Source organism: Aeribacillus sp. FSL K6-2833 (assembly GCF_037965815.1).
Lineage (GTDB): Bacteria > Bacillota > Bacilli > Bacillales > Aeribacillaceae > Aeribacillus > Aeribacillus composti.
Genome location: NZ_CP150189.1, coordinates 2,808,099 through 2,827,018, shown reverse-complemented (window position 1 = coordinate 2,827,018; position 18,920 = coordinate 2,808,099). Strand labels below are relative to the sequence as shown.

Sequence of the window (18,920 nt, the reverse complement as noted above, 5' to 3'; positions counted from 1 at the left end):
TTGTAACATTTTTGTTATAATTTGAGAAATAAAAACATATAGGCGAAGTTGCTTTTTTATAGTATAATAATCAATACAAATTACTTTTTTAAATTTATTTTAATGTGAGATTGGCATAGTTTTTATATATACACTTATATTTTTCTCGAAAAGGAGAGTGATTGGCATGGTAATATTGTATACATCTCCGAGCTGCACATCTTGTAGAAAAGCAAAATCTTGGTTGGAAAAGCATCAGATTGAATATAGAGAGCGGAACATTTTTTCCGAGCCTTTAACGATCGAAGAAATTAAAGAAATTCTTCGTATGACAGAAGACGGAACAGATGAAATTATTTCCACTCGTTCAAAGGTTTTTCAAAAATTGAAGGTTGATGTTGAATTGCTTCCTTTGCAGGAGCTGTATGATATTATCCGGAAAAACCCTGGAATTTTGCGCCGCCCGATTTTGATTGATGAAAAACGTCTTCAAGTCGGTTATAACGAGGATGAAATACGACGCTTTCTGCCAAGAAAAATTCGCACCTACCAGCTGAGAGAAGCTCAGAGAATGGCAAATTAAAAGGGAATGATGCCTTCCGTACGCAAAGCAAAATAGATTGCGGAAGGCTGTTATTTTTTTGTTATATTGTACAGAAGGGCAAAGAAAAGGATGAGACAAGCTGTGAAATAAGGGAGAGTTTGTGCAACAGCTTCAGTTTTCAACAGAGGGGTCATTTTTTCATCCGTTGCCATCATTTTACCTGCTGTATAAGCTAATATTCCTCCGCCCCCGTAAATGAGCAAAGGAAATCGGGACATGGCAGACATGATAAATCTGCTTCCCCAAATAATGATCGGAATGGATATAAGAAGACCTGTTATGACAAGAAAGATATTTCCTCCAGCTGCTCCAGCAACCGCAATGACATTGTCAAATCCCATAAAAATGTCAGCCAAAACAATCGTTTGGATGGCTTTCCACAATGAGCGGTGGCTTTTCACGGAAGTATGCTCACCTTCATTTCCTGTCAATAATAAAAAGGCAATATACATTAAAAATAATCCGCCAAAAAACTGTAAAAAAGGAATGTTCAATAAATGAACAGCCAGTAATGTCAACAAAATTCGGCTGAGTATCGCGAGCATTGTTCCAAATAAAATTCCTTTCCTCCGCTGATTTTCCGGCAAATTGCGGCATGCCAGCGCAATGACAATGGCATTATCTCCTCCTAATATGAGGTCAATGCCAATGATAAGGAATAAAGATGTGAAAAATTGTTCATCCATCAGTCAACCTCTTTTCAAATTATGGCTCGTACAATATATATGAAAAACGAAATATTTTATGCTTAATAGGTAAATAACGGTTTTTTTCAAAATCAAGGCTTTTTTTATTTCTTTATGAAGTGATTTATCATACAATAGAATTAGAATTGAACAACTTGGTGCTCGCGATGAAAATTTGGAAATTTTTTAAATTAGGAAAGAAAAGTGCAACGAATTCGGGGGTTTATTGTCCCTTCCAAAAATTTAAAAAGAAGGGAAGGTTGTTCAAATGGAAATCGAACGCATTAATGAAAACACAGTAAAATTTTATATTTCATATGTTGACATAGAAGAACGAGGATTTGACCGAGAAGAAATCTGGTATAACAGAGAAAGAAGCGAAGAGCTGTTTTGGGAAATGATGGATGAAATTAATGATGAAGAAGACTTTCCGCTTGAAGGTCCGTTATGGATTCAAGTTCATGCCAATGACAAAGGGCTTGAAGTCATTGTCACAAAAGCACAGCTGTCAAAAGACGGACAAAAGCTGGAGCTTCCGGTAGTCGATGAAAAATTAAGAGAAATCCCGGTTGATGAGAATATAGAATCTTTGTTGGACAAACATTTTAATATGTCTGAACGATCTTCCTCAGATGAGAAAGATGAAACGGCGCAATTGCAATTTGTCATAAAGTTTCAGGACTTTGAAGACGTTATTTCGTTAGCATCCCATCGTTTGGACGGATTTTTGAATAGCTTATATGTATTTGAACAAAAATATTATTTATTCGTTGAATTTTCGGATAAAGACGATGATCAAATTGAAAATTTGCTCAGCATTATGCTTGAATACGGTCAGGAATCAAGGATGACAATTCACCGTCTTGAAGAATACGGAAAGCTGATTATGAAGGACAATGCCTTGGAACAAATCGAAACGCACTTTTCTTAAATTGCCGATTTCATGTTCGAAATCGGTCTTTTTTACTTAAGGAACGCTTTCATATCGCAGATCAAACAAATATGTCCAAATCGAGAGATAAGAAATATCGATTGCCTGGAGGAAGCTTATGAGAAAATTTCTGCAAGTAATCGTTTTTGCCATTGGTCTAGCTATCATCTTGTATTTAACTAAGAACATCTGGGAGGAATGGTTTTTAGGAGCCGTTTCCATTTTGTTCACGTTATCCATCATTTTTATCGGTTTTGTTATTTTCTTGGAAAACCGCCACCCAACTCAAACGCTTACTTGGCTTGTTGTTTTAGGAGGATTTCCATTAATAGGCTTCTTCTTTTATATATTTTTTGGAAGAAATGTCCGGAAGCATCGTCTATTTAAGAAAAAAGCTTTAATAGATGAGCAAGCTTATGCCAAATTTGAAACCAGCTTTCATACTTATGAAGATAAAATTAAATTCATGAGAAATCACCAGCGCCTTTTATTTAAGCTTGCCCATAAGCTTGGCCGCAGTCCGATTTCTTTTCGGACAAATACAAAGGTGCTGACGAACGGCATTGAAACATTTGACCATATTTTTCGAGAGCTTCAAAAGGCGGAAGATCATATTCATCTTGAATACTATATTGTTCGGCATGATGTAATTGGGCAAAAATTAAAAAAGCTGTTGATCGAAAAAGCGAAAAACGGTGTAGAGGTTCGATTTTTATACGATGCAGTCGGCAGCTGGAAGCTGTCCAAAAAATACAGGAAGGAGCTTCTTGATGCCGGGGTGGAAATGGTTCCATTTTTACCTGTAAAGCTTCCGTTTTTGTCTAACAATATTAACTTTCGCAATCATCGTAAAATTATTGTGATTGACGGAAAAGTCGGCTTTGTCGGAGGTTTAAATATAGGAGATGAATATTTGGGAAGAAATCCGTATTTCGGCTTTTGGCGGGATACGCATATGATGCTCGAAGGGGAAGGAGTACGGACGCTCAATCTTATTTTTTTACAGGATTGGTATTATATGACTGGGCAGAAGCTGCTTACCGATCGATATTTGCTGCCTCATTTTCAAATGGACGATAAAGAAGGTGGCGTTCAGCTAATCGCCGGCGGTCCTGATAATAAGTGGGAGGTCATTAAAAGCTTGTTCTTTTCGATGATCGTTTCCGCAAAAAATTCGATATGGATCGCCTCTCCGTATTTTATTCCTGACGAGGATATAAAATCCGCTTTAAAGATTGCTGCGCTGAGTGGCATTGACGTTCGTCTCCTCGTTCCGAAAAGGCCTGACAAACGGATTGTATTTTATGCGTCGCGATCTTATTTTCCGGAGCTTTTAGAAGCCGGGGTTAAAGTGTACGAATATGAAAAAGGGTTTATGCACAGCAAAATCATTATTGTTGATGGCGAACTGGCATCGATCGGTACGGCGAATATGGATATGAGAAGTTTTCATTTGAATTTTGAAGTAAATGCTTTTTTATACCGAACGGACAGCATTGAAACGCTTGTAGAGGATTATATTCGAGACATTGAAAATTCAAGTGTCATCGACCTTGAACAATTCAAAAAACGCCCGCTATATATAAAGCTGTTTGAATCAACGTCGCGGCTTTTGTCTCCTTTATTATAAAACACCGTTTTTGATACAGCGGTGTTTTTTTAGGATAAAGCTCTATTTGAGCGGATTTCACAACACCACGGGTGAATTGCCGGCCGTAACGATGTAAAATGGCGAACCTTTATTGAAACGAATGAAGCAACATCTAACTTCCGCCTCTTTAGCGGCAAGCATGCGTTTTTGAAAAAAGTATATTTTTACATGAAGTGTTTCTGGCATCTTTTAAAACTTATGAAAAACGCTGCTTTTGAAAGGATTTTTTTCCCTTTTGTCGAATGTTTCTATTTGTGAAAGGAAGTGATGATTTATATGCTTGTTGCCCTTTTGCGAAACGGCGAAAAAGTAAATGTCGCCGCCCCGTACTGGTCGACAGAAAGGCTTCTAAAACTGAAAGAAGAGCAATCCTTTTTTTGTCCGGCTTGCAAGGAGCCGGTAAAATTAAAAATTGGCAAAATCAAAATTCCTCATTTTGCCCACTTAACGGCCTCTTGTCGGGCTGATTCGGAAGCGGAAAGCACGTACCATTTGAACGGAAAAAAGCAATTGTATGTTTGGTTGAAAAGGCAGCGGTTAGCTGCGGAAGTGGAAAAATTTATACCTTCTATTGCACAACGAGCGGATCTGTTTGTATCTTTTCAGCATAAACGGTATGCGATTGAATACCAATGCTCTAATATTCCCCCTGATCAGGTGATAAAACGGACAAATGGCTACAAAAAAGAACGAATTAAACCGATTTGGATATTAGGCTGGAAACAAATGAAGCAAGTCGGTGAACATCAATATCGACTGACTCCTTTTCTGTGTCAGTTTCTTAATTCCCCGCAAAACGATCATCCTTTTATCATCAATTATTGCTCAGATAAGAAAACCTTCATCTTTTTTTCCCATCTGATTCCGTTTTCTAAACAGAATATTTTTGCCGCATCTGCTATGATCTCCCCAGAGTCGTTTTTCTTTCGAGATTGTTTGCAAGGAAAGAGCCTGGCGGCAAACGGTTTATGGAAGCATTGGCTGAAGAAAATAAGTCAATATCGCTTAAAGCCGCTGTTTCAAAAGACGAACGAAGAGCGAAAGCTGCAAAAAAAGGTTTACGAAACAGTTGGCTTATCTTTATCGCAGCTGCCAGTTGAAGTTTTTATCCCTTTAAAAAGCGGTTATATGGTTGATGAGGCGGTCTATATTTGGCAATGCTCAGTTTTATTATTTATTGAAACATTACGCGCCGATGAAGTATTTCACGCAGAAAAGCTAGTTTGGCACCTTAAGAAAATAGGGATGAAAGAAAGAAGCTGTAGCGTAAAAACGGATTTAAAAAAGCCGATTATAGAATATTTAACGACTCTTTCCCATTTAAAATTTTTGCAGCCAATCGGTCCATATTCGTTTCGAAAAACATCATCTCCTTTTCATTTGGAGGCGATGGAAAAGCGTGAACAACGTCTTGGACATTATTTGGACAAGGAAGGTATGTTTTTTTCTGCTGTAGAATAATATAAGCATAGTGATTTATTGCGTTTTGAAAAAAATTTCAATATGATGGAAACAGACTGATTTTTTTAAAGGGGGAATCGAGAATGGGCAATGAAACAGCTGTCAAAAGGCTGCCAAAACGGGAAGAAATCCCTGTTGAGTATACTTGGCGGCTAGAAGATATTTTTGCTTCTGATGATGAATGGGAAAAAGAATTTGAAGAAGTAAAGCAGCTAATTCCAAAAATCGGTGAATATAGAGGAAAATTAGGTCAATCCTCCGATCTGTTATATGAGGCGCTCTCTTATCAAGATTCCGTGATGGAGAGGCTTGGAAAGCTTTATACATATGCCCATATGCGCTACGATCAAGATACAACTAATTCTTTTTATCAAGGATTGAATGACCGGGCAGCAAATCTTTATACACAAGCTTCCAGCCTCTCATCCTATATCGTTCCGGAAATACTATCCATTGAAGAAGAAAAGCTTCAGCAATTTTTGAAAGAAAATGATCAATTGAAGCTTTATGCACATGCCTTGGACGAAATCAACCGGCAAAGACCGCACGTGCTCGATGCGGAGCAAGAGGCTATTTTAGCTCAAGCTGCGGAAGCCCTGAGCACTGCCTCCAATACGTTTGGAAAATTAAATAATGCGGACTTGGAATTTCCAGCAATTAAGGATGAAAATGGAGAAGAAGTGGAAATCACTCACGGCCGTTATATCCAGTTTTTGGAGAGTGAAAATAGACGAGTCCGTCGCGATGCGTTCCAAGCATTATACGCAACATATGGAAAATTTAAAAATACGTTTGCCAGCACATTAAGCGGAGCTGTTAAGAAAAATAATTTTTATGCGAAGGTGCGGAAATATGAGAATGCTCGCCAGGCTGCACTAAGCGCCAACAACATTCCCGAGGAAGTCTACGACAATTTAGTAAAAACGATCAATGAACATTTGCCGCTGCTCCATCGTTATGTCGATTTGCGGAAAAAAGCGCTGAAGCTTGATGAACTTCATATGTATGATCTTTATACGCCGCTTGTACAAAACGTCGATATGAAAATCACGTATGAAGAAGCGAAAGACATCGTATTGAAGGGGCTTGCTCCATTAGGTGAAGAATATGTCGGCATTTTACAAGAAGGCTTTGAAAACAGATGGATTGACGTTAAGGAGAATAAAGGGAAACGAAGCGGAGCTTACTCCTCTGGCGCCTATGGAACAAATCCATATATTTTGCTGAATTGGCAAGATAATGTGAACAATTTATTCACACTTGTTCACGAGCTTGGCCATTCGGTGCACAGCTACTATACAAGAAAAACACAGCCGTATCCGTACGGAGATTATTCTATTTTTGTCGCGGAAGTGGCTTCTACATGCAATGAAAACTTGTTAAATGAATATTTGCTCAACACGATCGATGATGAAAAGAAACGTTTATACTTGCTGAATCATTTCCTTGAGGGGTTTAGAGGAACGGTATTCCGGCAAACGATGTTTGCTGAGTTTGAACATTATATCCATTTGAAGGCGCAAAACGGAGAGCCGCTCACACCGGAATTTTTGACGCAAACGTATTATGAGTTAAACAAAAAATATTTTGGTGACAACATTGTGGTCGATGAAGAAATTGGCTTAGAATGGGCAAGAATTCCGCATTTTTATTACAATTTTTACGTTTATCAATACGCAACAGGCTTTAGTGCTGCAAGCGCCTTGAGCAAGCAGATTTTATCGGAAGGAGAAACTGCCGTTGAAAGGTACATTAATTTCTTGAAAGCGGGAAGCTCTGATTATCCGATTAATGTGCTGAAAAAAGCAGGGGTCGATATGACATCAACCAAGCCGATTGAAGATGCATGCAAAGTATTTGAAGAAAAGCTGACGGAGATGGAGGAGCTGCTGTTAAAGTAAAGTGAAAGAAAACAGGAGCATCATCTGAATCCAAAAAATTAGTGGCATGAGTTCGATCTGGAACTGGACTCATGCCTTTTTTGTTTCCGGTCATATAAAAACTGCACCTCCAATTGTCAGTTGTATCTACTAATTGAGATGCAGTTCATCATCCCGTCCTCTTTTTTATCTTAAAATCCGCGGAACGTTTTTCGATGGTTAAACAGAAGAAACGATATGAAAAGAGAAATAAAAAGCAGGGGGGCAGAAACGAAAATCGGTGCGAGATTCATCAATCCTAACAGATTATAAAAAAAAGCGAAGATGACGAGCAGCAGGCTGATTATGAGCCAAAATGTTTTCACGATTTTTCCCTCCTACACATGTTCTAAAACGAGGAAAAAGATTTTGTATATTGTATGCAGCTTGCCCGTTCTTCATGTTTTGTGACAAATTTGTGAATTGTTGTTTTCCCCTCTTGCAAACTGAAAAAGGAATTTGTTATATTAAAAACGTGAAATTGATCACAAACAAACATTTACCCCTTTGTTTGACCGTGAAAAATTTCTCCCATCCCCTTTGTTGTCATAAGACAAAAAGAAACCACAAACGTTTGTTTGTGGTTTCTTTTTTTAATTGTTTAATAAAGATAAAGCGCTTACATTTTTGATTAAAAACGTTCCCCATCAGCATAGAAGCCGATGGGGAACGTTTCGTTGAATTAAAACCCTCATCTCACTGCCCGATATAGCGCCAAAATGTTCCATATTTTACAGGCACCCGCTCAACTTGTTGCTTTAAAAGCAGTCTTTTCATTTCACGTTCCGTTTCTTCATCAGTCATGTTATACACAACAGAAATCTCTTTTGTTGCGACAAATTTATAATGCTTTAAAAAAATCTCTATTGGCGGCACTTGAGACGGCTTCGGTTTATCTCCGACAAGCTCGCAAAGAATATCAACATATGTTTCATAAGGATATAATCCGGTAATTTTTAATCCTTCCTTCTCTTCACGGCAATGAAAAAAGACAAGGGAAGGAATTTCATGCACGTCCATTTCTTCTGTAATTTTATAATCGCATTGAAGTGCTTTTCTTGCACTTTCGGAATATAAGTCCCTCTCAAATTCATTGACATCAAGGCCGACATTTTTAGCAATTTGTATGAGAACGTTTTGATCAGAGACATTTTGCTTTTCTAAAAAAACAACTTCCTGTAAGTGCCGCAAGAAACGGATGCCCGCTTTTCTCCCTTGAAGCTCCGCTGCTTTTAAAGCAAGGGAAGCTCTGTAGGGTGATGATATAGGGTTTTCAAGCCAAAGGTTGCCGTCACATGACATGCCGGTTCTGCTCGCTATCTTCTCCCATGATTGGGCAATTGTTTTCGGTTTCCGCCGTTTTGTTAAGTTTAAATTAGCAAGCTTTCCGCAAACAATATGGCGCAATGAGAACAGCCTGCCGTATTCGATTTGCAGTTTTTTGATAAACGGTTCAAGCGCCCAGCATTCAGGGCATAGCGGATCAATAAACATATAAATCTCGATCGGCTTTTTAGGATGGCTGTGACAATGAGAAAAGAAGTGAGCAGCATTCACTTCGTCTTTTTTGTCAGGTTTCAACTGAATACTCCTCCTGATCTTCGTCTTTCGAATTAATCATGTGATGGGCGGTCACCACAAGCCGATCGTAGAAAAACTCTCGTATTTCCCCGTCAAGTCCGACCTCGTCCATTGCTTTTCGCATACATGAGAGCCATGCTTCTGCTCTCCTCGGCGTAATCGGGAATGGAAGATGGCGGGCTCTGAGCATCGGATGTCCGTGTTCTTTTGTGTAAAGTGGCGGACCACCTAAAAACTGTGTCATAAATTGTTTCTGCTTTCTGGCAGTTTCCGTTAAATCCTCCGGGAAAATAGGTTTTAAAAGAGGATGTTTTTTAACAATTTTATAAAAAGCATCGATTAGAGCGTGAAGTTTCTTTTCTCCAATCGCGTCATATGGAGTTAAGGGTGGTTTTGTCATGGTGATAGCTCCTTTGGAATCATTCGTTAATAATGATGTTACATTTATTTTATCAACATAACTTATTTATCTCAAACGAATCGCTTTGAAGGAGTTGGCTGAGGCAATGCAAACAAAAGGATAAATAGCGAAAGCGGGAGCTATTTCCGCAAATATGTTGTGCTTGCTGTGAAATGAACATAGAAGGACTTGCGGCTTGAAGCGCAGCTATCGAAGATTAGCCGAAATCGATTGGATAACAAATATTTCCAACTACTTTTAATGAAAAAGAAAAAGGTGCTGTTTGTTTGCACCTTTTTACGCAAAATATTTTTGAGTAATTTTATTTACATAGTTTTGCGTTTCTTTAAATGGCGGGATGCCTCCATATTTGTCGACATTTCCCGGACCGGCGTTGTATGCAGCCAGCGCCAATTTTACATTACCGTTATATCGGTTTAAAAGCTGTTTTAAATATTTTGTGCCGCCCTCGATATTTTGCACAGGATCAAACGGATTTTTTACACCGAGCGCTTTTGCTGTAGAAGGCATGAGCTGCATATAGCCGGCAGCTCCTTTAGGACTGACGGCATTTGCCTTGAAGCTTGACTCCTGTTGAATCACAGCTCTGATTAATTTGGCATCGACGCCGTATTTTTGAGCCATCTTCTGAATGATTTCATTTAGATCAGCGGAAACCTGTTTCTGTTCATTTGTTTTTTTGGCAGATTGGGAGGAAGACAGTGAAATATTCTCTTTGGCCGTTTCAGATTGTACATCTTGTTCGATGAAGGCATTTAAAACATCCTGAAAGTTCAGCGAAATTGCTGCATCTTTTGTTTGCGGCCCATCGGATTGGCCTGACAAAAGACGAAGGACTTCAAGCTCAAACAGAACATTGAAATTATAGTTTGTATTCATCACAAATTCTCCTTTGAAAATTTTGCGGAATAAAACCGCTTTATTTTATTTTCTGTTTGACGGATCGGGATGTTGTGTTTGTTTAAAATCTCCAAAAATTGCTGCTTTCCTTCCTTTTCATCCTCTGCCTCAAATTCGATTTCAAAATCCTCTCTATTTTCATATCGGCTATGATCGAGAACAATTTCACCATTTTTATATTTTTTTGTTGCCCGGCTTGTAATGAGCGAACCGAAACAAAGAAGGCTTTCGGGCTTGATTTCAAGCTGTTTGATTTTTTCGACCACTGATCCCTCCTTCGGAAAGACCGACTCATGAATGGCTGAAACTGCTTCTTGATCGGTTAAAAACTGGTGTGTTTCCAGCAATCCGACATGATAAGGCTCCTTTAATGTCAAAACATATTGATCCTTCTTTTTGCGAATTCTTAAAGCGGCGCCATGATTTTTCAACGCAAAACATTTTGTGTCAAAATAATAGTTTTCCTGTTCGGCAAAATCTTTTTCGGTCAATTGAAAAAAATCAGCTAAGCGGTGGAATTCTTCTTTTGTAAGCAGGTTTTTAAATTCTATCTCAAGCTCTTGAACCATCGGGCATTCCTCTCTATGATTAATATCAAAATAAGGTAATGTAGTTATTAATATGATACAATAAAATATACACGAGATGAACTTGAAATGTTTGATTGGAAGGGTGAACAGCATGAAAAAAAGAATTAAAGTGCTGGCGGTTAGCAAAACGGAAGGCAAATTGCTGCTCGAAACGGAGCATGTCCATGATGCAGGGAATCTCGCAGCAAAAGGACAGATGCTGGTAGATTCAGACCAATTTTCTTTTATATACATATTGGATAATGGCGAAGACTTTCTTTACATAGATTTATCATCGGATATTTGGTCTCATTTAAAAGAAGCCAAAAATGAAGAGCTTCCTGTTTATGCTAAAGTGGGAGAAAAAGAAATTTTGCTTACCCAATTTCACGAGGAGCTCGAGTTTTTGCTTGAAAATATAAAGGGAAACGCAAATTACGGCGAGGAGATGGAAAAAATGGTCGAAAGCGTGTTTTATTAGGAGGGGGGCTTTATGAACTACAAGGAATGGGAGCAATTTTTAGCGCCTTATAAGCAGGCAGTGGAAGAATTAAAGGTCAAATTAAAAGGGATTCGTTCCCAATTTGAACTAAGAGGAGAGCATTCTCCAATTGAGTTCGTGACAGGCAGGGTAAAACCTGTGCCGAGCATTTTAGATAAAGCGAAGCGAAAACAAATTCCACTTGATAAAATAGAAGAAGAAATGCAGGACATTGCCGGTCTCCGAATGATGTGCCAATTTGTCGGCGACATTCAATTGGTTGTTCAAATGCTAAGAGATCGGCATGATTTGGAAATCGTGGAGGAAAGAGACTACATAACCCGAAATAAAGAAAGCGGCTACCGCTCTTACCATGTTGTGGCCCGCTACCCGGTTCAATCGTTCGAAGGATTGAAAAAGGTTTTGGTTGAAATTCAAATTCGTACGCTTGCCATGAATTTTTGGGCGACGATTGAGCATTCTTTAAATTACAAATATAGCGGGAACATACCTGAACAGATTAAAATCCGCTTGCAGCGCGCAGCTGAAGCAGCTTACCGGCTGGACGAGGAAATGTCGCAAATACGGGGAGAAATTCAAGAAGCGCACGCGATATTTTCACGCAAAACAGAAACAACATAAAAAAGGAGAATGATACTTAAATGAAGTTTTCGATCACATCAAAAGGTGATGAAACATCTAATGCTTTGGCGCAAAAAATCAGAACCTATTTGCTCGATTTCGAGTTTCAATATGATGAAGATCAGCCGGATATCGTGATTTCCGTCGGGGGAGACGGAACATTGCTTTATGCATTTCATCGATATAATAAACGATTGGATAAAACAGCGTTTATAGGAGTTCATACGGGGCATTTAGGATTTTATGCCGACTGGCTCCCGAATGAAATTGAAAAAATGGTGATTGCAATTGCTAAAACACCGTTTCAGATCGTTGAATATCCATTGCTTGAAGTGGTGGTCCGGCATAATGGCGGGAGTGAAGCCTCCTACCTTGCGCTAAATGAATGCACAGTGAAAAGCATTGAAGGGACTCTCGTCATGAATATAGAAATTAAAGGGCTTCTCTTTGAAACATTTCGAGGAGATGGGTTGTGTATTTCAACACCGACAGGAAGCACCGCCTACAATAAAGCGCTTGGCGGTGCTCTCATTCATCCTTCACTGCGGGCTATTCAATTAACAGAAATGGCTTCCATAAACAACAGGGTGTTCCGGACAATCGGCTCGCCGTTAATTTTGCCTGACCACCATACGTGTATGCTAAAGCCTGTCAATGATGTTGATTTTCAAATTACAATCGATCATTTAACACTTCTTCACAAAAACGTCAGGTCCATCCAATGCCGGGTCGCACAGGAAAAGGTAAGGTTTGCGAGATTTCGGCCTTTCCCATTTTGGAAGCGGGTCCGGGACTCGTTTATTGGCGACAGATAAAGGAAAGAGAAAAACATGGGGACATTTCAGCTTCATTGGGACATCAAAAAAGAACATCATGGCTGGCTGCTTAGAGAATTTTTGCGGGAGCATCATATTTCTAAATCCGCTTTAACAGATATTAAATTTAACGGTGGAAAAATTGTCGTTAACGGGAACGAAAAAAATGTCCGATACGTCTTACAAGAAGGCGATCAAGTAACCGTCCATTTTCCGGAAGAAAAGAGAAGCCAGTCGCTCATTCCAGAGAACATACCATTGAACATTGTTTATGAAGACGATTATTGCCTTATTGTAAATAAACCGGCGTTTTTGTCCACCATTCCGTCTAGAGAGCATCCGTCAGGAAGTCTTGCGAACGGGCTTTTACACTATTATGATCAACAGCGGCAAAATCTTACGGTGCATATCGTCAATCGGCTTGACCGGGATACATCCGGGCTGCTTCTTGTAGCCAAACATCGCTACAGCCATTTTCTTTTTTCAAAGGAACAGCAAAAAGGAGCGGTAAAACGGACATACATCGCAATTGTCCATGGAAGGATCAGCGAAGACGAAGGCATCATCGATGCGCCAATTGCAAGAAAGGACGATAGCATCATCGAGAGAACTGTCAGGGAGGATGGGAAAAAAGCTATTACGCATTTTCGGGTCATAAGCCGCTTTTCTGACAAAACGGTTGTTGAGGTAAAGCCTGTAACTGGTAGAACTCATCAAATTCGTCTACATATGTCCTATATAGGTCATCCGCTTTTAGGAGATTCGCTTTATGGTGGACAAAAAGAAGAAATTGACCGTCATGCCCTCCACAGTCAGTCGCTGTCCTTCTATCATCCCGTTTTGCATAAAAATTTGACGTATACTTGCAAGCTTCCTCCTGATATGGAAAAAATAATTAAGCATGCGCGCCTGTAAGTGCATGCTTTTGTTATGAAAAAATGTACGACAAAATCAGATAGATTTGTTAATATAGTAAAACACAAAACTTTTCGATATTTTTCCGGAAAGGAGGAGATTTTTATGCAGCCTAAAACAGATGCACCGGAATACAGACAGTTGATGATTGACAAGCTGAGAGAGAACAATGTAGAGGAATTCCGTTCGCTGTTTTTTGAGCTACATCCATATGATCAGGCAAAATTTTTTCTAAAACTTGACCAGCCGGATAGAATGCTTTTATATCAAATTCTATCTCCGGAAGAAATGGCGAATGTTTTTGAAAATATAAGGGATGATAAAAACCGCTACAAATCGCTGCTTGAGGAAATGCATCCGGCATTTGCCGCCAAAATGATGGAATACATGTACGCTGATGATGCGGCAGATGTATTAAGTGAGCTGACAAAAGAGAAAATTTCCAGCTATTTAACCATCATGGACGCTCAAGCTGCCAAAAGCATAAGCGAGCTTCTTGATTATGAACAATTTACCGCAGGAAGTATTATGACAACCGAGTTCGTTGCCATTAATGCCAATTATACGGTGCGGTCAACGATGGACTTGCTGCGGAAAGAAGCTCCTGATGCGGAAACAATATATTATTTATATGTGATTGACGAAGAGAAACATCTTGTTGGCGTCCTGTCGTTAAGAGATTTAATTGTTCATGAAGACGATACTTTGATTGCTGACATTATGAAAAAGAAAGTCTACTCGGTATCTGTGGCGGATGATCAGGAAGAAGTAGCAAGAAAGATGAAGGACTACAATTTTTTGGCTCTTCCGGTTGTTGATTTTCAACATCGTCTTGTTGGAATTATAACTGTTGATGATATTATTGATGTGCTGGACGAAGAGGCTTCTGACGATTACTCGAAACTGGCCGCTGTCTCGGATGTAGATTCATATGATCCGAATGCTGTTTCTGCTGCCAAAAAAAGATTGCCATGGCTTATTATTCTCCTATTTTTAGGAATGTTCACTGCCGGCCTAATCGGCCAGTTTGAAGAAACGTTGAACAAAGTGGCAACTTTAGCGCTCTTTATACCATTAATTGCAGGGATGGCTGGAAATACAGGAACACAAGCTCTCGCTGTTGCCGTAAGAAGAATTGCAACAGGCGAAGGCACTTCCGAACGCGTGTGGAAAATTATTCTCAAAGAAGCTGGAACCGGCTTGATTACCGGAACAGTATGCGGAATTGTTGTTGCACTGACAATTTTTATTTGGAAGCAGAAATTTTTCTTAGGACTGCTAGTGGGTCTTTCCATATTGTCAACGCTGACTGTTGCGACAATTGCCGGGGCGTTTGTTCCTCTTGTCATGCACAGGCTTCGCATTGACCCGGCTGTGGCCTCCGGTCCATTTATTACAACGATTAATGATATGATCAGCATTTTGATTTATTTTGGCATGGCGACACTATTTATGAACTATTTGCTCTAACAAAATTAGCTAAAGGAGGCGCAATATGGAATCACATGCAGTAACCTCTCTTGTCATCGTGCTGGTCGGCGCTTTTTTAACCCCGATTTTGCTGCATCGGTTCAAACTGACATTCATTCCTGTCGTCGTTGCGGAAATTATTGTCGGATTAATCATCGGGAAAACGGGATTTAATTTAGTGCAGGAAGATGTATGGCTGGCAACTCTCTCAACGCTGGGATTTATATTTCTCATGTTTTTAAGCGGGCTTGAGATTGATTTCACCATTTTCTCCAAAGAGAAGAAAAAAGAAGAAAAGCTGCCCAACGGAAAAAAAGCTCCTCATACTTTTTTGGTTGCGTCAATTGTTTTTCTTGGCATTTTCGTTGTTTCATTACTTTTATCGTATTTGTTAATGTGGATGGGATTTATCCGCAATGCCTTTTTCATGACGTTAGTGATTTCAACGATTTCTTTAGGAGTAGTAGTGCCGACGCTGAAAGACGAGCAGATTATGAAAACAAACATCGGCCAAATTATTTTGCTGGTGGCTGTCATAGCCGACCTTGTCACCATGATTTTGCTGGCGGTTTTTGTCTCCTTAAACAGCGAAGGAGAAAGCAATACATGGCTTCTGCTTCTTTTGTTTGCAGCAGGCGTACTGCTTTACTTCATTGGCAAAAGGTTTAAAAGTCGATCCTTTATTAAAACGATGTCAAAAGGAACGGTTCAAATTGGAACAAGGGCGGTTTTTACGTTAATTCTCGCACTTGTAGGTTTATCGGAAACGCTTGGGGCAGAAAATATTTTAGGCGCCTTCCTTGCGGGAGTTTTAGTCTCGCTTTTATCGCCTAATTCAGACTTGGTGCAAAAGCTAGATTCGTTTGGTTACGGTTTTTTAATCCCGATCTTTTTTGTCATGGTAGGGGTGGAATTGGATTTATGGGAATTGATCAAAGATCCGAACCTTCTTTTGTTAATTCCTTTGTTATTTCTCGCCCTCTTGATCTCAAAGTTTATTCCCGTTTTTGTGCTGAGAAAATGGTATGATACGAATACAACGATTGCGGCGGCGTTCTTGTTGACTGCTACTTTATCATTAGTTATTGCGGCAGCTGAAATTGGACAGCGAATCGAACTGATTGATAAGCAAATGGCTGACGCATTAATAGTAGTTGCCGTGTTAACAAGCATTATCACGCCGATAGGATTTAAAAAATTATTCCCCAAAAAAATGGCGGCGCAGCCTAAAAAGAAAATTGCTTTTATTGGTGCAAATCAAATGACCCTTCCAGTCACAAGAGAATTGGACAAAAATTTGTATGAAGCAACCGTATATCACACACAGCAAGACAAAATCGAAAACGGGACTGCTCAATCGGTGTTTAAAATTGAAGAATTGAAAGACTATTCGATAGAATCATTGAATGAACACCACATAATGGAAGCTGATATAGTAGTAGTGGCTACTGGGGATGAAGAAAGAAATGCGGAAATTGCGACATATGCAAAAGAATGCGGCGTAGAACAGGTCATCGCCTCCATTTCTTCCCCGGAGTTGGATCAAACATTAAAAGAAAAGGGGATCAGCGTATTTTCCGTCATGCTGTCAACAAAAACGCTGCTCAGGGCTTTGATCGAATCGCCTGGCGTTATGCGGATCTTAACAAACCAAGACAACTCTCTTTATCAAATTAATATGAATAACCGAAAATATGATGGAATGAAGCTTCGATACTTTCCGTTTACGGGAGATTGTATCTTTGTCCGGATTTTTCGCGGTGAAGATTCCATTGTGCCTCACGGCGATACCGAATTGAAAAAAGGGGACCGCTTGATTGTAACGGGTTCCCGCAAATATGTAAATGAGTTAAAAGATGAGCTGGAATTTAGCAAATAATATTTGCAAACAAAACAAATTGTGATAGCATGAAATTAGTATGAAAATTTAATAAGCATCCACTAGGGGAGCCTTTGGAAAGGCTGAGATTAAAGTGTTGACTTTAAGACCCTTTGAACCTGATCTGGATGATGCCAGCGTAGGGAAGTGGGAATTTGAAACATGTGTCTGATATTCCATTACCACTTTCCAGCAAGGAAGGTGGTTTTTTATTGTTTCCAGTCTCACCCTTGGACAGCTGCTTTCCAGTTTTGAACCTTGAAAGACGAGTGTGGGCGTCTTTCTCATGAAAGGAATGTACATGTTGGAGCTTCATGCCGTAACAGACGGAACAAAACCAGTCAACGAGCTAATACGCATAATTTTGTCCATATCAGATCATGTTGATTACGTTCATATACGAGAAAAAAATAAAAGACCATGTGAGATCATTCATCTTGTAGAACAGCTTTTGGCAAACGGGATAAGGAGAGAACAGCTTGTTATCAACGATCGGCTCGATGTTGCGCTCCTAACAGGCGTTCAAAATGTTCATCTTCCGGGAACCGGCCTGCCGATAAAAAAAGTGAAAAGCGCTTTTCCGCAAATAAAAGCCGGTGTCAGCGTCCATTCATTAGATGAAGCGGTAAAAGCAGAAAAAGACGGAGCAGACTATTGTTTTTTCGGAAACGTTTTTGAAACGAACAGTAAAAAAGGACTTCCGGCAAAGGGAACAGATCTGCTTGGGAAAATCGTTGGACACGTCAATATTCCTATTATCGCCATCGGTGGGATCACGCCTGATAATATGCAAAAGGTTTTAGAAAAAAAAGCAAGCGGTATTGCCGTTATGTCCTATATCTTTTCTTCGAAAGATCCAGAGAGCGCTGCCAAACTTTTCAGGAAAGGGGAAGCTTTTTCAAATGAACGTTTTTGATGTTGGAATCATCGGGGGAGGGGTAATCGGCCAAGGGATCGCCTATGAGCTATCAAAAGCTGGGCTGAAGACCGCCGTGTTTGAAAGCGGCGAAATCGGAGGTAAAGCGACATCCGCTGCAGCAGGAATGCTGGGTGCCCATTCTGAAAATGAAAAAAGAGACATATTTTTTGAGCTATGCTTAGAGAGCCGAAATTTATATCCGAGCCTTGCAAAAGAATTATTGGAGCAATCTGGTGTGGATATTGAGCTTGTGCAGGAAGGCATGTATCGGCTTGCATTTACTGAGGATGAAGGCCGCTTTCTGCAATCGCTTGCAGATGAGGATGAGCTAGAATGGCATTCAAGGGAAAACGTACTGGCAAATGAGCCACATGTTTCTGAAGACATTGTGGGAGCTCTTTGGCTTAAGCATGACGGCCAAGTGAAAGGTTCATCTGTTTGCCACGCATATGCGAAAGGCGCTAGAAAATATGGTGCATCTATTTTTGAACAATGTCCTGTTTTCGACGTGATTAAAGAGGGAAAAGCATACAAGCTTGTCACTTCCCAAGGAGTTTTTATATGTGGAAAAGTCGTCGTTTCAAGCGGAGTTTGGAGTGGCTTTTTCTTTGAAAAGCTGGGGCTGAGAAATCCAATGAAGCCCGTTAAAGGAGAATGCTTAGCCATAAAACCGAAAAAACTGGTGATCAACAAAACAGTGTTTTACGAGCACTGTTATATCGTACCGAAAAAAGACGGCACCGTTATTATTGGAGCAACTTCTTATGAAAACGACTGGGATACGCATCCGACAGTCAAAGGAGTATCCGAATTAATGATAAAGGTTCAGAAAATTATGCCAGAAATCGGGTCTGAACCGGTCGTTAGTGCTTGGTCGTCGCTCAGGCCGCAAACAGCTGACGGCTGGCCGTATTTTGCCGAGCACCCGGAGCATGAGGGAATCTTTTTTGCGACCGGCCATTATCGAAACGGCATTCTTCTAGCGCCGATTACAAGCTTGATCGTAAAAGACATGATTTTGAAAACGAATCAATATGAGCGTTATGTTCATACCTTCTCTTTAAACCGATTGCTTTCTGATGCGAAAGGGAGGTGAT

19 protein-coding genes and 1 riboswitch are annotated in these 18,920 nt (G+C 39.8%); of the genes, 13 read left to right on the top strand and 6 right to left on the bottom strand.

What is annotated here, in order from left to right; translation table 11 throughout:
- The first annotated feature begins 166 nt into the window (after positions 1 to 166).
- A complete protein-coding gene (gene spxA, locus NSQ94_RS13680; protein WP_066248350.1) occupies positions 167 to 562 on the top strand; it encodes a transcriptional regulator SpxA in 396 nt (131 codons plus the stop codon).
- A 50-nt stretch (positions 563 to 612) separates the two neighbouring features.
- Here the strand turns inward: spxA and NSQ94_RS13675 are convergent, their stop codons facing one another.
- Positions 613 to 1,269: a TerC family protein gene (locus NSQ94_RS13675; protein ID WP_063387001.1), complete on the bottom strand. Its 657-nt coding sequence runs from the start codon at positions 1,267 to 1,269 to the stop codon at positions 613 to 615.
- Between the two features lie 268 nt (positions 1,270 to 1,537).
- Here NSQ94_RS13675 and mecA point away from each other — a divergent pair, with 268 nt between their 5' ends.
- The 4 genes from mecA to pepF all read left to right on the top strand — a co-directional run bounded on the left by mecA (position 1,538) and on the right by pepF (position 7,213).
- Complete coding sequence (mecA, locus tag NSQ94_RS13670) at positions 1,538 to 2,200, top strand: adaptor protein MecA (protein ID WP_066248347.1); 663 nt, start codon at positions 1,538 to 1,540, stop codon at positions 2,198 to 2,200.
- A gap of 118 nt (positions 2,201 to 2,318) precedes the next feature.
- Complete coding sequence (gene cls / locus NSQ94_RS13665; protein ID WP_063386999.1) at positions 2,319 to 3,830, top strand: cardiolipin synthase; 1,512 nt, start codon at positions 2,319 to 2,321, stop codon at positions 3,828 to 3,830.
- A 288-nt stretch (positions 3,831 to 4,118) separates the two neighbouring features.
- Positions 4,119 to 5,312, top strand: coding sequence for a competence protein CoiA family protein (locus NSQ94_RS13660; protein ID WP_339229416.1), 1,194 nt, complete (start codon positions 4,119 to 4,121; stop codon positions 5,310 to 5,312).
- A gap of 83 nt (positions 5,313 to 5,395) precedes the next feature.
- On the top strand, positions 5,396 to 7,213 hold the full coding sequence (gene pepF, locus NSQ94_RS13655; protein WP_063386997.1) for an oligoendopeptidase F: 1,818 nt from the start codon (positions 5,396 to 5,398) through the stop codon (positions 7,211 to 7,213).
- Between the two features lie 170 nt (positions 7,214 to 7,383).
- Here the strand turns inward: pepF and NSQ94_RS13650 are convergent, their stop codons facing one another.
- The 5 genes from NSQ94_RS13650 to NSQ94_RS13630 all read right to left on the bottom strand — a co-directional run bounded on the left by NSQ94_RS13650 (position 7,384) and on the right by NSQ94_RS13630 (position 10,702).
- Positions 7,384 to 7,557, bottom strand: a complete 174-nt coding sequence (locus NSQ94_RS13650) for a hypothetical protein (RefSeq protein ID WP_162536160.1) — start codon at positions 7,555 to 7,557, stop codon at positions 7,384 to 7,386.
- A 370-nt stretch (positions 7,558 to 7,927) separates the two neighbouring features.
- Positions 7,928 to 8,788, bottom strand: coding sequence for a ClpXP adapter SpxH family protein (locus NSQ94_RS13645; RefSeq protein WP_232515740.1), 861 nt, complete (start codon positions 8,786 to 8,788; stop codon positions 7,928 to 7,930).
- Between the two features lie 13 nt (positions 8,789 to 8,801).
- Complete coding sequence (locus NSQ94_RS13640) at positions 8,802 to 9,212, bottom strand: hypothetical protein (RefSeq protein ID WP_339199165.1); 411 nt, start codon at positions 9,210 to 9,212, stop codon at positions 8,802 to 8,804.
- 297 nt (positions 9,213 to 9,509) lie between these two features.
- Positions 9,510 to 10,112: a lytic transglycosylase domain-containing protein gene (locus NSQ94_RS13635; RefSeq protein ID WP_082830278.1), complete on the bottom strand. Its 603-nt coding sequence runs from the start codon at positions 10,110 to 10,112 to the stop codon at positions 9,510 to 9,512.
- Positions 10,112 to 10,702, bottom strand: a complete 591-nt coding sequence (locus NSQ94_RS13630) for a CYTH domain-containing protein (RefSeq protein ID WP_144596603.1) — start codon at positions 10,700 to 10,702, stop codon at positions 10,112 to 10,114. The genes NSQ94_RS13635 and NSQ94_RS13630 overlap by 1 nt, the downstream gene beginning before the upstream one ends.
- 112 nt (positions 10,703 to 10,814) lie before the next feature.
- Here NSQ94_RS13630 and NSQ94_RS13625 point away from each other — a divergent pair, with 112 nt between their 5' ends.
- The 8 genes from NSQ94_RS13625 to thiO all read left to right on the top strand — a co-directional run bounded on the left by NSQ94_RS13625 (position 10,815) and on the right by thiO (position 18,919).
- Positions 10,815 to 11,183 (top strand): hypothetical protein, encoded by a 369-nt coding sequence (locus tag NSQ94_RS13625; RefSeq protein WP_339229413.1) that lies wholly within the window; start codon positions 10,815 to 10,817, stop codon positions 11,181 to 11,183.
- A 12-nt stretch (positions 11,184 to 11,195) separates the two neighbouring features.
- A complete protein-coding gene (locus tag NSQ94_RS13620; RefSeq protein WP_063387496.1) occupies positions 11,196 to 11,825 on the top strand; it encodes a GTP pyrophosphokinase family protein in 630 nt (209 codons plus the stop codon).
- Between the two features lie 20 nt (positions 11,826 to 11,845).
- Positions 11,846 to 12,640 carry an NAD kinase gene (locus NSQ94_RS13615; RefSeq protein WP_063387497.1) on the top strand — a complete coding sequence of 265 codons (795 nt, stop codon included), beginning with the start codon at positions 11,846 to 11,848 and terminating at the stop codon, positions 12,638 to 12,640.
- Positions 12,641 to 12,655: 15 nt separating this feature from the next.
- Positions 12,656 to 13,555, top strand: coding sequence for an RluA family pseudouridine synthase (locus tag NSQ94_RS13610; RefSeq protein WP_066248327.1), 900 nt, complete (start codon positions 12,656 to 12,658; stop codon positions 13,553 to 13,555).
- Positions 13,556 to 13,660: 105 nt separating this feature from the next.
- Positions 13,661 to 15,025 carry a magnesium transporter gene (gene mgtE, locus NSQ94_RS13605; RefSeq protein WP_063387499.1) on the top strand — a complete coding sequence of 455 codons (1,365 nt, stop codon included), beginning with the start codon at positions 13,661 to 13,663 and terminating at the stop codon, positions 15,023 to 15,025.
- A gap of 25 nt (positions 15,026 to 15,050) precedes the next feature.
- Positions 15,051 to 16,904 carry a monovalent cation:proton antiporter family protein gene (locus tag NSQ94_RS13600; RefSeq protein WP_339229411.1) on the top strand — a complete coding sequence of 618 codons (1,854 nt, stop codon included), beginning with the start codon at positions 15,051 to 15,053 and terminating at the stop codon, positions 16,902 to 16,904.
- 54 nt (positions 16,905 to 16,958) lie between these two features.
- A riboswitch (TPP riboswitch) is annotated at positions 16,959 to 17,067 on the top strand.
- A 123-nt stretch (positions 17,068 to 17,190) separates the two neighbouring features.
- A complete protein-coding gene (gene tenI, locus NSQ94_RS13595; RefSeq protein ID WP_339229409.1) occupies positions 17,191 to 17,820 on the top strand; it encodes a thiazole tautomerase TenI in 630 nt (209 codons plus the stop codon).
- The gene (gene thiO, locus NSQ94_RS13590) at positions 17,807 to 18,919 is read left to right on the top strand and encodes a glycine oxidase ThiO (RefSeq protein WP_339229407.1); all 1,113 of its coding nucleotides are present in this window, start codon (positions 17,807 to 17,809) and stop codon (positions 18,917 to 18,919) included. Before tenI ends, thiO begins: the two co-directional genes overlap by 14 nt.
- Position 18,920 lies beyond the last annotated feature (1 nt).